At 59.8% G+C, this 13,996-nt stretch carries 13 protein-coding genes and 2 tRNA genes; 8 read left to right on the forward strand and 7 right to left on the reverse strand.

Annotated elements, in window-relative coordinates; genetic code table 11:
- Nucleotides 1-3: 3 nt before the first annotated feature.
- The 3 genes from ettA to HMPREF2635_RS12140 form a co-directional block, all read right to left on the reverse strand.
- Nucleotides 4-1,674 (reverse strand): energy-dependent translational throttle protein EttA, encoded by a 1,671-nt coding sequence (ettA, locus tag HMPREF2635_RS12130; RefSeq protein ID WP_070516054.1) that lies wholly within the window; start codon nt 1,672-1,674, stop codon nt 4-6.
- Nucleotides 1,675-1,754: 80 nt separating this feature from the next.
- Nucleotides 1,755-2,345, reverse strand: coding sequence for a single-stranded DNA-binding protein (locus HMPREF2635_RS12135; protein WP_046647328.1), 591 nt, complete (start codon nt 2,343-2,345; stop codon nt 1,755-1,757).
- A 221-nt stretch (nt 2,346-2,566) separates the two neighbouring features.
- Nucleotides 2,567-4,639, reverse strand: a complete 2,073-nt coding sequence (locus HMPREF2635_RS12140) for a bifunctional copper resistance protein CopD/cytochrome c oxidase assembly protein (RefSeq protein ID WP_070821839.1) — start codon at nt 4,637-4,639, stop codon at nt 2,567-2,569.
- Between the two features lie 76 nt (nt 4,640-4,715).
- Here HMPREF2635_RS12140 and HMPREF2635_RS12145 point away from each other — a divergent pair, with 76 nt between their 5' ends.
- The 3 genes from HMPREF2635_RS12145 (at nt 4,716) to HMPREF2635_RS12155 (ending at nt 6,470) form a co-directional block, all read left to right on the forward strand.
- Nucleotides 4,716-5,648, forward strand: coding sequence for a LysR family transcriptional regulator (locus tag HMPREF2635_RS12145; RefSeq protein ID WP_070679998.1), 933 nt, complete (start codon nt 4,716-4,718; stop codon nt 5,646-5,648).
- 39 nt (nt 5,649-5,687) lie between these two features.
- A tRNA-Arg gene (locus HMPREF2635_RS12150) sits at nt 5,688-5,761 on the forward strand.
- A 76-nt stretch (nt 5,762-5,837) separates the two neighbouring features.
- Nucleotides 5,838-6,470: a hypothetical protein gene (locus HMPREF2635_RS12155; RefSeq protein ID WP_070821840.1), complete on the forward strand. Its 633-nt coding sequence runs from the start codon at nt 5,838-5,840 to the stop codon at nt 6,468-6,470.
- Here the strand turns inward: HMPREF2635_RS12155 and HMPREF2635_RS12160 are convergent, their stop codons facing one another.
- Nucleotides 6,471-6,656 (reverse strand): PspC domain-containing protein, encoded by a 186-nt coding sequence (locus HMPREF2635_RS12160; RefSeq protein WP_046647333.1) that lies wholly within the window; start codon nt 6,654-6,656, stop codon nt 6,471-6,473.
- Between the two features lie 129 nt (nt 6,657-6,785).
- On the opposite strand from HMPREF2635_RS12160, the gene cmrA reads away from it, so the two are divergent.
- Nucleotides 6,786-7,598 (forward strand): mycolate reductase, encoded by an 813-nt coding sequence (gene cmrA / locus HMPREF2635_RS12165; protein ID WP_049155810.1) that lies wholly within the window; start codon nt 6,786-6,788, stop codon nt 7,596-7,598.
- Between the two features lie 47 nt (nt 7,599-7,645).
- On the opposite strand, the gene HMPREF2635_RS12170 is transcribed toward cmrA, so the two are convergent.
- Nucleotides 7,646-9,187: an alanine/glycine:cation symporter family protein gene (locus HMPREF2635_RS12170; protein ID WP_070821841.1), complete on the reverse strand. Its 1,542-nt coding sequence runs from the start codon at nt 9,185-9,187 to the stop codon at nt 7,646-7,648.
- Nucleotides 9,188-9,449: 262 nt separating this feature from the next.
- Between HMPREF2635_RS12170 and orn the strand changes: the two genes are divergently transcribed.
- From orn to HMPREF2635_RS12190, 4 genes are all read left to right on the forward strand, one after another.
- Nucleotides 9,450-10,082 carry an oligoribonuclease gene (orn, locus tag HMPREF2635_RS12175; protein WP_046647412.1) on the forward strand — a complete coding sequence of 211 codons (633 nt, stop codon included), beginning with the start codon at nt 9,450-9,452 and terminating at the stop codon, nt 10,080-10,082.
- Between the two features lie 49 nt (nt 10,083-10,131).
- A tRNA-His gene (locus HMPREF2635_RS12180) sits at nt 10,132-10,204 on the forward strand.
- 154 nt (nt 10,205-10,358) lie between these two features.
- A complete protein-coding gene (locus HMPREF2635_RS12185) occupies nt 10,359-11,219 on the forward strand; it encodes a siderophore-interacting protein (protein ID WP_070821842.1) in 861 nt (286 codons plus the stop codon).
- A 27-nt stretch (nt 11,220-11,246) separates the two neighbouring features.
- Nucleotides 11,247-11,792 (forward strand): DNA-3-methyladenine glycosylase, encoded by a 546-nt coding sequence (locus HMPREF2635_RS12190; RefSeq protein ID WP_070821843.1) that lies wholly within the window; start codon nt 11,247-11,249, stop codon nt 11,790-11,792.
- 49 nt (nt 11,793-11,841) lie between these two features.
- Here the strand turns inward: HMPREF2635_RS12190 and sucD are convergent, their stop codons facing one another.
- Together sucD and sucC are read right to left on the reverse strand one after the other, a co-directional pair.
- Nucleotides 11,842-12,720 (reverse strand): succinate--CoA ligase subunit alpha, encoded by an 879-nt coding sequence (gene sucD / locus HMPREF2635_RS12195; RefSeq protein ID WP_046647338.1) that lies wholly within the window; start codon nt 12,718-12,720, stop codon nt 11,842-11,844.
- Nucleotides 12,721-12,728: 8 nt separating this feature from the next.
- Nucleotides 12,729-13,901: an ADP-forming succinate--CoA ligase subunit beta gene (sucC, locus tag HMPREF2635_RS12200; protein WP_210385870.1), complete on the reverse strand. Its 1,173-nt coding sequence runs from the start codon at nt 13,899-13,901 to the stop codon at nt 12,729-12,731.
- Nucleotides 13,902-13,996 lie beyond the last annotated feature (95 nt).

Raw genomic sequence — 13,996 nt, forward strand, 5'->3', positions numbered from 1 at the left:
GCCCTAACGGCTGAGCTTGCGGTGGGTAACGCGAGACGGGCGGGCAGCTTCCTCACCGAGGCGCTCAACCTTGTTCTTCTCGTAGTCACCGAAGTTGCCCTCGAACCAGAACCACTGACCTTCTGCCACGTTGCCCTCCCAGGCCAGGATGTGAGTACAGGTGCGGTCGAGGAACCAGCGGTCGTGAGAAATAACCACGGCACAGCCGGGGAACTTCTCCAGGGCGTTTTCCAGCGAGCCCAGGGTTTCCACGTCCAAGTCGTTCGTCGGCTCATCGAGGAGGATCAGGTTGCCGCCCTCTTTAAGGGTCAGGGCCAGGTTCAAGCGGTTGCGCTCACCGCCGGAGAGAACCTTGGAAGGCTTCTGCTGATCGGCACCCTTGAAACCGAAAGCGGAGAGGTAAGCGCGGGACGGCATTTCGTTCTGGCCGACGTGAATGTAATCCAGCCCGTCGGAGACTACCTCCCACACGGTGGCCTCGGGATCGATGTTCTCGCGGCCCTGATCAACATAGGACAGCTTGACGGTCTCGCCAACGTCCACGCTGCCGGAATCCGGCTGCTCCAGACCCACGATGGTCTTGAACAGCGTGGACTTACCAACACCGTTCGGGCCGATCACGCCGACAATGCCGTTGCGCGGCAGGGTGAAGGACAAGTCCTTGATGAGCACACGATCATCGAAGCCCTTGGTCAGGTTCTTGACCTCTACCACCTTGTTGCCCAGGCGCGGCGGGGTCGGAATCTGGATCTCCTCAAAGTCCAGCTTCTTGTACTTCTCGGCTTCCGCAGCCATCTCCTCGTAGCGCTGGAGACGGGCCTTGTTCTTGGCCTGGCGGGCCTTCGCACCGGAGCGAACCCATGCGAGCTCGTCCTTGAGGCGCTTCTGCAGCTTCTTGTCCTTGGCGCCGGCAATTTCCAGACGCTCAGCCTTCTTCTCCAGGTAGGTGGAGTAGTTGCCCTCGTAGGGGTAGAGCTTGCCGCGGTCAACCTCACAGATCCAGCCCGCGACGTGGTCGAGGAAGTAACGGTCGTGGGTCACGGCCAGGACCGCACCCGGGTAAGACTCGAGGTGCTTCTCCAGCCACTGGACAGACTCAGCGTCCAGGTGGTTCGTGGGCTCGTCGAGCAGCAGCAGGTCGGGCTCACTCAGCAGCAGCTTGGCCAGCGCGACGCGGCGGCGCTCACCACCGGAGAGGTTGGTTACCGGGGCATCGGACGGCGGGCAGCGCAGTGCTTCCATAGCCTGCTCGATCTTGGAATCAACCTCCCAGGCATCGGCGGCGTCGAGCTCCTCCTGCAGCTTGCCCATTTCCTCCATGAGCTCGTCGGAGTAATTGGTGGCCATCTCTTCCGCGATCTCCTCGAAGCGCTGCTTCTTCTGGAAGATCTCCCCGAGGCCCTCTTCGACGTTTTCGCGGACCGTCTTCTCCTCATTGAGCGGTGGCTCCTGGAGGAGGATGCCGACCGTCTTGCCCGGATCCAGGAAAGCCTCACCGTTGGAAGGCTGATCAAGGCCGGCCATGATCTTCAGGATCGAGGACTTACCTGCACCGTTGGGGCCCACGACGCCAATCTTGGCGCCCGGGTAGAAAGCCATGGTGACGTTATCCAAAATAACCTTGTCACCGATGGCCTTACGCACGTTTTTCATCGTGTAGATGAATTCGCCCATGTTTCACCCTTTGCTTCTGTCAGGATTGGTAAATAACAGTACAAAGACTACATCACATGGGCGGCGGTGGTCCTCTGTCCTTAGACCATCGCGTCCTCAGGTTCCGGTTCGACGTGTGACTCGGCCGCGGACTGCGCTTGCTGACGGTCCGCCGCGGTGTCCTGCGGAGTATCTCCCGACTGCAGGGCAGCCGGCATTGCTTCATTCTCCGTGGTGCTGGGTGGCGCCGTGTAATCTACGTCCGGCACCGGTGGATTCTCCCCCAGCCAGAGGGCTTCACTGCCCTCCTCACCGTAGGAGGTGCCAATTTTGGTGGAGGTAATGCAGAAGCGGTTGAGGTCGAGCCCCACGTGCGCAATCTTGATATAGGTCCTGGAGCGCTTCGCTCCGTGCTGATCCTCCCATCGATCCGTGACGATGGAGCCCATCACAAAGACCGGCATGCCCTTAAACAGGGACTTCTTGACGTTGATGGCACACTGGCCCCACACCTCGCCGTCGATATAGTTGAGGTCCAGCTCTCGCCACACCGTCTTGCCTTCTTCATCCTTTTCCGGAACGCTGCGGGAGGAGGCAAAGCGCAGGCGGGCTTTGTACATGGTGTCGCTAATCTTGGTCAGGTGCGGGTCATGGGTCAGACGCCCAGTGAGTGAGATTGGGTATTGAGACATTGCGTGATTCCTTTGCCATGTGTGGTTGGTGATCTTCTTGAGTGCGAGGAAGCAATACGCCTCCCTTACCTCGCATCATCGCCACCGATCACCGCACCCGCAATGGCGTCACCGCCAACCTGTGGATAACTCGTTGAAAGAATCAACAAAATATCCATTCGCACAGTTCAAAGACCCTTTTCCATCACCCTGGACGCGCCAGCTCTCTAGTGCTGGCGCCCCTAGTGCTGGCGGAAGCTGGAATCGTCGCCTTCGTTCATCTGCTTGAGCATGGCGTTGTAGCTTGCCAAGTCGGCATCGCCGTCAACATCCGCCTTAGCATCGTGGCGGCGAGCAGTGGCGCGATCCTCTCGCAGCCAATCCAGGAATAGTGAACCAAACACGATCACCAGCGGGAACTGGCCAAAGCCCCACGAAATGCCACCGCCGGTCCGCTGATCCGTGACAAAATCCGGGTTCCACGGCAGGTTCAAGGATTCATAGAAATCCAAGCCCAGAATAACCTGCATCTGCATGAGGTAGACACCGGCGAACAGGTGCAGAGGCATCGACACAAACAGGATCAGTAGGCGAACGCCAGTGGGCGCGCGCCACGGCAACGGATCCGGGCCAATAACCTCCCAGTAGTAGATGTAGCCGGAAATCAGGAAGACCCAGTTCATGATGACGTGCCCGGCATGTTCCGAAATGGCAACCTCGTAGAAGCTCGGAAAGAGGTAGAGCACGTAGAGAATGGCCAGAAACTGCAGGACATTGACCGCCGGATGCGTCAGGACGCGCAGCGTGGTGGATTTGGTGAGGGCGACAGCGGCGTCGTGAAGCGTGGGCTTGCCCGGCTCACCCGGTTCAAACGCCTCCATAACCAAGGTCACTGGGGCACCCAACACGAGGCAGAGCGGAATCGCCATGGACAAAATCATGTGCACGAGCATGTGCATGGAGTACAGCGCCGGCATGTACAGGCCAATACCGTTGCTCATGATGATGGTCATGCCCAACGAGCCCACCAGGAACCAGGTCGTACGCCCCGCCGACCACGTCAGCCCACGCCGCTTCAGACGCCAGAGCGCGTACAAGTAGAAGCCGGCTAGCACGAGTCCGAGCGAGCCAAACATGAGGTCGAAGCGGAACATGGTCCACACGTTGGTGGCTGTCGGGGCGTCGAAAAGCTCGTAGCCCACCAGAATCTGCATGGCGTTGAGGTTCGGATCCCGCGGCGGCGGGGGCGGTGTACGGCCCATCGAGATGGCCACGCCGACTGTGGCCGCCATGATGAAGACCTCCACCACGGCCACCCGAATAAACAGGCGCGGGGCACTCTTCAGCTGCGGGATGGTGACTCGGCGATGCACAAAGCCTATGGCCGCGAGCACCACCGTGAGCACCGCTTTGCTCAACACCAGCAAGCCATAGCGAGTGGTGAATAAATCCCCTAACTCAACGCGGATGAGCGCGTTGACCACACCGGTCGCCGCCAACCCCAAGATGGACAGCAGCGCAACCGTAGAATAGCGGCGAACCGCCACGCCCATGTCAGGCCCTAGGCGGCGGCCATGCGCAATGAGGCCCATGAGCCCACCGACCCACAGCATGATGAAGAACAGGTGCAAGAGCAGTGAGTTCGTGCCGTAGTCATGGTCGCCGCCAGAGGCCGAGTGCCCCTCCATCCCGAGGGGCACGGTGAGCAACAGCGACAAGAAGAACGTACCGACCTGTCCCGCCCACGTGCGCGCAACAAACCCCGCCACGGCGACGATCGCTGCGATCCCCGCGGTGAGGAGCCAGACTTGCGACGCCGCAATCTGGCCCACCGCCATGCCCATCAGCTCCGGGTTAAGGACCTGCCGCAACGGGGTACCGGTGAGATCCGACATAACAAGGGGAACCTCGAGCAAGGACACCACCGCGGCCCCCACAGCGGCCCAGGCACCGGTCCGCGCAGCGATGTGCCCGTCGACGGTGAGACGCGCCTTGATCAAACGCTCGTTGTCCTTATCAGGCACGGCCGGGTAGATCAAGAACGCGCTGGACATGAATGAGCCAATGGACAGCGCCATCAGCATCCAAGCGACGGCACGGAAGAAGGGCAGACCAAAGGTCGTCATGCGCCCCGGGTCGGGGATACCGAGGGCGGCGAGCGAATCTGCAAGGAAGAACAGGGAAATGATCCCGCCCACGAGACCGGCGAAGACGACGAAAGAAAGATTCAACAAACGGGAGGGCCGCGCTCCCGACGCCGAGTGCGCCAGCCCAGGCGAGTACTGTGAGCTGGTGTTTTCCTTCTCAGTGTGCATGGTGGGCAGTCTACCGCCACACATGTTCTCTTACCTAAAAGGTAGACAACTCTCAGCTTTCGGGTAGTCTTCACTTATGGACTCACGCCAGCTTCATCACTTTCGAACCGTCGTGGACCACGGTTCGTTTACGCAGGCCGCGGAATCGCTGCAGCTCACGCAACCTTCCCTGAGCCTTACCGTGCGCAAACTCGAAAAAGATCTCAACGTGAAGCTGCTCTCCCGCGGGCGCGGCGGAGTCCAAACAACGGAGGCTGGGGATTACCTCTATGGTGTCGCGACCTCGATCGATTCCCTCCTCAACACCGCTGCCGTGCGCCTAGCCGAGATTGCGTCGGGCAGTGCCGGGTCAGTCACACTGTGCTCCGCGCCCGAGTTCAATTGGCTGTATATGCCGGCGGTTCTGCGCCGCATGCGGCAACGCGCGCCAGAGGTAAGTGTTTCCTTAAAGGACTTAGAACCTACCTCCACGCTCAAGCAGGTCCTGGATGGCTCCGTGGAGATCGGCATCATCCTCACCACCAACCCACAGCGGTTCCGCCAAGACTACGGCACACAGCTCACCATTGACTGCGCCGCCGAGATGGACCTGCGCGTCGCACTCCCCCAACGCCTGGCGGACCTACCCGACCCCGTCCAGCTCTCCGATCTTGCCGCCGAAACGTGGCTCCTGCCGCCGCGCTGTCCGGAGCTCAGCAGCCTGCCCGAAGTGTTGGACCAGGTATGGGCCGCGGCCCCGCTCAGCAAACCTATGGGTGTCCAGGAAATTTCCACGCTGCAAACAGGCTTGCCGCTCGTTGCCGGCGACTATGGCATCAGCCTCATGCCGCACACCGCGCAGGCCTTGGGCCAAAGCGGCGTTCATTTCCGCCGCGTTGCGGAAACGCTGCCTACTATGCAGGCGCTTCTCATCCACCGTACGGACCGTGCATTGAGCCCGGCAGCGCGCACGTTGGTCTCCACCCTCCTCAGCACCAGCACCGAATCAACGCCAGCAGTAGCCCGATAGTCTGACTTCGCTCTCCGGTGCGTTATGATGGCTCGGTACGCCTCCATAGCTCAGTGGATTAGAGCAGTGGGTTTCTACCCCATGTGTCGCGGGTTCGAATCCTGCTGGGGGCACGCAGTTCAGAGCCACTTTTTGAGATTTGCCATAACGTCAAAAAGTGGCCTTTAGGCACCTTTTGGGCACACTCCTATGGACATTACTCTCGCCACTTTTGACTACGCCCCGGAATCCGCGCTGCGCGGACTGCGTTTCAGTAACGCCTGGGTGCCGTCGCCAAGCTATGCGGAATCGCGCCGCGGGGTGCTCACCGGACAGTACCCGCAGCGCGGCGCCACCACCCGCATCACGGAGATTTTCGCGGCCGCCGGCTTCGAGGTCCGAGAAGATGCCCTCCCCGCGTCCTCACCGGCCTTTCGCCTCCTCGAGCAGCCAAAACCCCAGCTGCTGGGTGACCTGGAGGGCGTCGTGGCGGTCTGCTCCCTACAGGGCGAGAAGTCCGCGATGTCCCTCCTATGGCCCGGCGTAGCGGAGTCTGGGGTCTGCGCAGAGCTCGTCTCCCCTCTCGACCTAGCGCCCACGCTCGCGGCAATCGCGGGGCTGGATGTGCGCCCCAACGCCCCGCTGTCCTTCGACGGTCTCAATCTGGTTCCGGTGCTCCGCTACGGCGCCTCCGGGCACGCAGCACTCTTCTTCGACAACGGCGTACGTATGCAGGACGCCGTGCTTGTCGACGCCTCCGCCACCCCGCCCAGCGCCTTGCCGCGTCTGCAGGAGGAGTGGGAAACGTGGAAGAGGTTTATGGCTTTAGGCCCGCTGCAGTAGCTACTCCACCGGGATAACAACCCAGAGGATGAGATAGAGCAGGATTCCTGAGAAGCCCAGCAGAGTCGCAACAACGAAGAGAATGCGCACCAGGGTCGGATCGAGGTTGTAGGTCTGTGCGATGCCGCCGCAGACGCCGCCGAGCATCGTGTCAGTAGTGGAACGAGTTAAACGTTGGTTGGTCATGATGTCTCCTTTCGCTTTCTATTATCCAGAGTTGGGGCCGAGGAGACATCAGTGTTTACCCTGGTTTAGACCCTGAGTGCTCTACGCTGGGTGGAGACTTCCCACCCCTCAGAGAAAGGACGCCGTTTCATGGCTCACTCCCCTGGGCTGCCCGCCCCTACCCGCTCGTCGTATGCGCTGCTAACTGGTGCCAGCCAGGGCATTGGCGCTGCGATGGCCAAAGATCTGGCCGCTCGCGGCTACAACGTCATTCTCGTTGCTCGCCGTGAAGAGGTCCTCGAATCCATCGCTGCGGACCTACGCTCCCGTCACGAGGTTGATGCCATTGCGCTGGCTGCGGATCTCTCCGAGGCGGCGGACGTTGACCGCGTTATCGAATTCATGGCGGGCAAGGAAATCTCCATCATCGTTAACTCGGCGGGCATCGCCAGCTTTGGCAAGTTCATGGATCAGGACTGGGATTATGAAACCCGGCAGTTCGATCTCAACGGCAAGGCCGTTCACCGTCTGACCCGTGCCGCACTGGAGCAGATGCTGCCGCGGCGCAGCGGCGCTATTTGTAACGTGGGCTCGGCTGCGGGCAACGTCTCCATTCCGAACAACGCCACCTATGTTTTCACCAAGGCAGGTGTCAATGCCTTTACTGAGGCCCTGCACTATGAGCTCAAGGGCTCGGGGGTGACCTGCACTCTGCTGGCTCCTGGCCCGGTGCGCGATGCTGTTATCCCCGAGGAGGAGCAGTCCATCGTGGATAAGGTCGTCCCGGACTTCTTGTGGACCACCTACGAGTCCTGCTCCGAAGAAACCCTCGAGGCCATGGCCCGCAACCAGCGGCGCGTGGTCCCCGGCCCGCTCTCCAAGGTAATGAATGCACTGGGCAAGATTGTGCCGACCCCGATTGTTGCGCCGATCATCGGCAGTTTCTATTCCAAGATGGCCTAGGACACGACAAAGCCCGCTCTCTTTGGGAGAGCGGGCTTTTGCGTTACTTAACCCTGGAGCGGCGAGTCCTGCGCAATGGCTTTCTGCGCGGCCTCTTCCCGGGCGAGCTTGCGCTCGACCCAGAACTCAGCGTTCTGGATTCCCAGTGCCTCTGGGTCAAACTGCGGGTCCTTGCCGGCAGCCTTCTGTGCGCTGTAGTCCTTGAGGCACTTGAGAGCCGGGACCTGCAGGAAAAGAATGGCGATGATGTTGAGCCATGCCGTTGCACCAACACCGATGTCACCCAGCGCCCAGGCGGAACCCGGAGTCGTCGTCGCGCCAACGACCACGGACACCACGAGGAGAATACGCAGAATCCAGACGAGCGCGCGGCGGGTGGTCTTGTTGCTGATCCAGCGGTTGAAGTAGGTCAGGTTGACCTCCGCCATGTAGTAGTACGCCAGAACGGTGGTGAAGGCGAAAAAGGCGATGGCGATGGCGATGAAGCTCGGGCCGAAACCTGCCAGCAGGGTGTCGAGGCCGTGCTGGACAAAGCCCGGGCCCACCTCAACGCCATCCGGGAGGGAGCCTGCGTAGCGCACAGGGCCTTCCTCCGACTCGCCCTCGAAGACCTTGTACATGTCAGTGGAGATGATGATGAACGCGGTAGCGGAGCACACGAAGAGGGTGTCAATGTACACCGCGAAAGCCTGCACGAAGCCCTGCTTCGCTGGGTGGGAAACCTCTGCCGCCGCGGCCGACTGTGGGCCGGTACCCTGGCCTGCCTCGTTAGAGTAAATACCGCGCTTCACGCCCCACATGATGGCCGAGCCCAACAGGCCAGAGAAGGCCTGCTCTGCGCCGAAGGCGGACTTGAAGATCATGCCAAAGACCTCAGGGATCTGGCTGAAGTTCATGATCAGAATGATGATGGCGAAGATAATGTACGCAGCCGCCATGAACGGAACCACGAGGGACGCAAAGTTAGCGATACGCTTGACGCCACCGATAATGATGATGGCCAGAATTCCGCCCAGAACCAGCGCAGACCAGCCGACATCAACACCCCAAGCGTTCTGGACTGCCGCGGCCACACCGTTAGCCTGAATACCAGGCAGGAAGTAGCTGGTAGCAAGAATCATTGCGACGGCGAAGACGATGCCATAGACCATCATGAATGGTCCGGCCTTGGTGTGCTTATAGGCCTTCTCGATGTAGTAAGCCGGGCCACCGCGGTACTCACCAGTGTCCTGGTCCTTCTCTTTATAGACCTGGGCCAAGGTACATTCCACGAACGACGTTGCAGAACCCAGCAACGCCACCGCCCACATCCAGAACACGGCGCCCGGGCCACCGAACGCAATAGCCGTAGCAACGCCGGCGATGTTGCCTACGCCGACGCGGCCGGCCAAGGAAATCATGAGCGACTGGAAGGAAGAGACACCCGCCTCGGAGCTCTCGCCATCCTTCAGCTGTTTAATCATGTCCGGAATGCAGCGTATCTGCAGAAACTTAGTCGCTAGCGTGAAGTAAATGCCCGCGCCGAGACATAGAAAGACCAACGCTGGTGACCAGATAAGGGCATTGAGGGTGTCGAGAAAGGCTGACATCGGTGGGGTACCATCCTTCGAAATATGTGAGTGCCATCACGTTAAAGGCTGTCCTAATAATGTCCCATCGGCTGAGGCTTTCGTGAGCGAAATCATGAAAAAGTTGAGAAAAGGGCGTACCGTAACCTCCGCAATCACCACAAATCACCAGTTCACATCGTTTAAGAAGCGCCTCCCCATTCCCGCAGATGTGTCCTACCCCCATCTACCCCCACTCTGGCACCTCCCGAACCTCACCTAAGGAGAAACTATGGTGGAACCCATGAGTGATATCCCCGCTAAGAATGACCGCCTTGTCTGGATCGATCTGGAAATGACCGGACTGGAACCACAACGCCACGTCATCGTGGAAGTTGCCGCCGTGATAACCGACGCCGAGCTGAACATCCTTGACGAAGGCATCGACCTCGTCGTGCACGCCACGGAAGAACAACTCGCGGAGATGGACGACTTCGTCACCACAATGCACGCAAACTCCGGGTTGGACAAGGAAATTCGGGAATCCACGCTCACCATCGAAGAAGCAGAGGACGCAGTGCTGAAGCTCGTCGAAAAGCACTGCGATCCGAGCCACCCTGCACCCCTGGCGGGCAATTCAATCGCCACAGACCGCGCCTTCATCCGCGCTTACATGCCACGTCTGGATGCCGCGCTGCACTACCGAATGATTGATGTTTCCACTATTAAAGAGCTCGCCCGCCGCTGGCACCCGCGGGCTTATTACAACCAACCGGAAAAGGGAATGGCGCACCGGGCACTGCAAGACATTATCGAGTCCATCCGCGAGCTTGATTTTTACCGCCGCAGCGTTTTTCGCACCGACGACGGCCCCTCCTCCACGGAAGCCGAGGAATTAAAGGCTGCTACAACCGCCGATTACCAGGCGTTTTTGTAAAACCGACGACGTGGGTTAACCTGTATCTCGTTGCTTTCGGGCAACGATGGTGGCTGTAGTTCAGCTGGTAGAGCACCAGGTTGTGATCCTGGGTGTCGCGGGTTCGAGCCCCGTCAGCCACCCCGAATAGACCCCGCATTCTGCTTGAGCAGGATGCGGGGTTAACTTTTTGCGCCGAACCACCCTAGCCTTGGATATGTTAGCCTTACCTAATCTAGTATTGTGTAGGCTCCCGCCCTCACAGCAACTCAAGTATCCCGAAGGACAGTGATAACAATGGCTGCCCAAACTAAAGAAGCGGCGCCGAAGCGCAAGCCCCGCAAGGCGCATGAAGCGACCGTGACTGGTCGTCACCAGGCCTCACCGGATTTGGTTCGGTTGAGCATGAACTCCCCGGCTTTTGTGGGCAAAGAGCTGGAGTTTACGGATCACTACATCAAGCTGTTGTTCGTACCACAAAGCGCTGACTACTCTTGGCCGTTTGATGTCCAGCAGATTCGTGAAGAGCAGCCGCGTGATAAACAACCGATTCTCCGCACCTATACCCTGATCAACCTGAACCCGGAAACCGGGGACTTCGACGTTGACTTTGTCACCCACGGTGATTCCGGCTTGGCCGGTCCCTGGGCACGAGTAGCTGAGGTCGGAGAGAAAATCGGTTTCCTCGGCCCAGGTGGCGCGTGGGGACCCACCGAAGAGTATGCGCACTTTGTGTTCGCCGGTGATGAATCCGCAGCACCGGCCATCGGTGCCGGCTTGAAGCGTCTCCCCGAAGGCGCGACTGCAACTGCATACATCGAGATCGCGGCCGAAGACCGCACGTTTGAACTCCCCACCCGCGAGGGCGTGGAGGTCATCTGGGTGGTCCGCAATGGCGCTACCCCCGGTACTGAGCTATCCCGCGTGGTACGCGAAGCTGGTATCCCCACGGGGAAGAAAACCAGCTGGTTCATCCACGGTGTCGCCGAGATGATCAAGGAGCTGCGTCGTTTCCTTTTCGTGGAATCTGGAATTCCCAAGGAAGACGTTTCTATCTCTGGCTACTGGCGTATCGGCATGACTGAGGACCAGTGGCAGGCCTCCAAACGCGAATTCAACGCAGAGATTGAAGCCGAAGAAGACAAGGCCAAGGTCTAAACCTCGTTCGCACGTTAGACTGCGGAAATGATCGATTTCACCGCCTCCGCAGACATCGTCGCTCCCCAACTGCTGGGAATGGTGCTGACGCACAACGGCGTCTCCATTCGAATCACAGAGGTGGAGGCCTACCTCGGCTCAGGCGATGAGGCCTCGCACACCTTTAACGGACGTACCCCACGCAACGCCGCCATGTTCGGTCCCCCCGGCCGCCTCTACGTCTATGTGTCCTACGGCATCCACCGGAACGGCAATATCGTTTGTGCACCCGAGGGGACCGGCGAGGGCTGCCTGCTGCGGGCCGGCGAAGTAATCGACGGTATAGACCTCGCCTACCAGCGGAGGGGCGACACGGAGTTTCATAATCTCGCCCGCGGCCCTGGCAATGTGGGCAAGGCCCTTGGCTTCAGCATCGAGGACAACGGCACGCCCGTACTCCTCAGCGAGCGCGAGAGCGAGCCGGAGTGGGTCCGCGGGCCGCGCATCGGAATCTCGAAGAACCAAGACGCAGCCTTACGCTTTTGGATTCCCTTCGACAAGACGGTGTCACGACGCCGCGGTCTCCCCCGCTAGTTCTTATTGGAGAGGCATGGGGGCGAACCACCCCATGTCCCTCACCCAACTACGCCAAGGCTGCTCGCACCAACTCTGCCGCTTGGGACGGGGTCTTTCCTACCTTTACACCGGCGGCCTCCAGCGCTGCCTTCTTTCCTTCTGCCGTACCGGAGCCACCCGAGACGATGGCACCGGCGTGGCCCATCGTCTTGCCTTCTGGTGCGGTAAATCCAGCAATGTAGGCAATGACCGGCTTCGTCACGTGGTCTTTGATATAGGCCGCAGCGTGCTCTTCTGCGTCGCCGCCAATCTCACCAATCATGATGATTGCCTCGGTGTCCGGGTCATTCTGGAATGCCTCGATCGCAGAAATATGCGTCGTGCCGATAATCGGGTCACCACCGATTCCCACGCACGTGCTAAAGCCGATATCAGAGAGCTCGTACATCATCTGGTACGTCAACGTGCCCGACTTCGACACCAAGCCAATCTTTCCCGGGTTCGGAGCGGTCTCCGCCGGGATAATGCCTGCATTGGATTCACCCGGTGTGTACAGCCCCGGGCAATTGGGGCCGATGATGCGCGTCTTGGACTCGCGTCCCAACGCATAGAGCTCCGCCGTGTCCTTCACTGGGATTCCCTCGGTGATGATCACGACGAGCTCAATGCCAGCGCGGATCGCCTCCTCCGCCGCATCCTTGGTGAACTTTGCCGGCACGAAGATGACGGTGACGTTGGCGTCTGTCGCCTGCATAGCCTCGCGCACGCTGCCAAACACAGGGATCTCGCGCCCATCAATGTCTACGCGTTCGCCGGCCTTGCGCGGGTTGACGCCACCTACGATGTTGGAGCCGGACGCCAGCATGCGGCGCGTGTGCTTCATGCCTTCCGAACCCGTCATGCCCTGCACAATGATCCGCGAGTCTTTGTTGAGAAAAATCGACATATCTACTCCTAGTTCGCCAGCTCAGCAGCCCTGCGGGCAGCAGCATCCATGGTTTCAACCTGCTCCAGTTTGGGCAGGCGTGCGTCATTAAGAATCGAGCGTCCCAGCTCGGCATTGTTGCCGTCGAGGCGCACCACGAGCGGCTTGGGTTCGATCCCCTCAGAATCCAAAATCTTGTACGCCTGCACGATGCCCTTAGCAACCTCGTCGCAGGCGGTAATACCACCGAAGACGTTGACGAAGACAGATTTCACCTGCGGGTCACTGAGAATCACCTCAAGCCCGTTAGCCATCACTTCCGCATTGGCACCACCGCCGATATCCAGGAAGTTCGCGGGCTTCGGCTGCGATGCAAGGTCCTCGCCGGCGTAGGCCACGACGTCGAGCGTTGACATCACCAAGCCAGCGCCGTTGCCGATGATACCCACCGAACCATCGAGCTTGACATAGTTCAGCCCCATCTTCTGCGCCTTGAGCTCCAGCGGGTCGGTCGCACCGTGGTCTTGCAGGTCGCGGTGCTCGGGGTGGCGGAACTGCGCGTTATCATCCAGCGTGACCTTGCCATCGAGCGCAATAATTTCGCCGCTTGACGTCTTGACCAGCGGATTAACTTCCACCAGCGTGGCGTCTTCCTCGGTATAGACCGTGTAGAGCTTCTTAAACACGGGCACGAGCTTGGCGACGTCCCCCTCATCAAACCCCGCCTCATATGCCATGTCCCTAGCGAGGGTGTCCGTCATGCCGTCGAGTGGGGAGAAACTGCGCTTAATCAGGGCATCTGGGCGCTCCTCAGCCAGCTTTTCAATCTCCACGCCACCTTCCTTGGAGAGCATGGCCAGGTAACGGCGCTTGGTGCGGTCGAGGAGGATCGAGAAGTAGTATTCCTCAGCGATGTCTGCGCCTTCTGCCACCATCACCTTGCGCACGGTATGGCCCTTGATTTTCAGGCCTAGGATCTCGTTGGCCTTCTCCGCGGCTTCCGCGGGGCTGTGCGCTAGCTTGACTCCCCCAGCTTTGCCGCGCCCACCGGTTTTGATTTGTGCCTTGACCACAACCACCGGCGTGCCCAGCTTCGTGGCTGCTTCCTCAGCCTGCACGGCCGAGGTCGCAACAATGCCCTTCAGGGTGGGAACCCCATGAGCTTCAAAGAGGTCTCGAGCTTGGTACTCGTAGAGATCCACTTCTGCCTCCATCTTTGCAGTGAATAACTAGTTCTCCACAAGATTCACCAAAACAGAGACGTGATGCAAACCACTTAACATTTGCGCCTGCGTAG

Source organism: Corynebacterium sp. HMSC035E02, from assembly GCF_001836065.1.
GTDB lineage: Bacteria > Actinomycetota > Actinomycetes > Mycobacteriales > Mycobacteriaceae > Corynebacterium > Corynebacterium hiratae.

Bases quoted from the DNA above. Each gene is read 5' to 3' on its own strand.
- ettA (WP_070516054.1), bottom strand. From the start codon at position 1,674: ATGGGCGAATTCATCTACACGATGAAAAACGTGCGTAAGGCCATCGGT.
- HMPREF2635_RS12135 (WP_046647328.1), bottom strand. From the start codon at position 2,345: ATGTCTCAATACCCAATCTCACTCACTGGGCGTCTGACCCATGACCCG.
- HMPREF2635_RS12140 (WP_070821839.1), bottom strand. From the start codon at position 4,639: ATGCACACTGAGAAGGAAAACACCAGCTCACAGTACTCGCCTGGGCTG.
- HMPREF2635_RS12145 (WP_070679998.1), top strand. From the start codon at position 4,716: ATGGACTCACGCCAGCTTCATCACTTTCGAACCGTCGTGGACCACGGT.
- HMPREF2635_RS12155 (WP_070821840.1), top strand. From the start codon at position 5,838: ATGGACATTACTCTCGCCACTTTTGACTACGCCCCGGAATCCGCGCTG.
- HMPREF2635_RS12160 (WP_046647333.1), bottom strand. From the start codon at position 6,656: ATGACCAACCAACGTTTAACTCGTTCCACTACTGACACGATGCTCGGC.
- cmrA (WP_049155810.1), top strand. From the start codon at position 6,786: ATGGCTCACTCCCCTGGGCTGCCCGCCCCTACCCGCTCGTCGTATGCG.
- HMPREF2635_RS12170 (WP_070821841.1), bottom strand. From the start codon at position 9,187: ATGTCAGCCTTTCTCGACACCCTCAATGCCCTTATCTGGTCACCAGCG.
- orn (WP_046647412.1), top strand. From the start codon at position 9,450: ATGAGTGATATCCCCGCTAAGAATGACCGCCTTGTCTGGATCGATCTG.
- HMPREF2635_RS12185 (WP_070821842.1), top strand. From the start codon at position 10,359: ATGGCTGCCCAAACTAAAGAAGCGGCGCCGAAGCGCAAGCCCCGCAAG.
- HMPREF2635_RS12190 (WP_070821843.1), top strand. From the start codon at position 11,247: ATGATCGATTTCACCGCCTCCGCAGACATCGTCGCTCCCCAACTGCTG.
- sucD (WP_046647338.1), bottom strand. From the start codon at position 12,720: ATGTCGATTTTTCTCAACAAAGACTCGCGGATCATTGTGCAGGGCATG.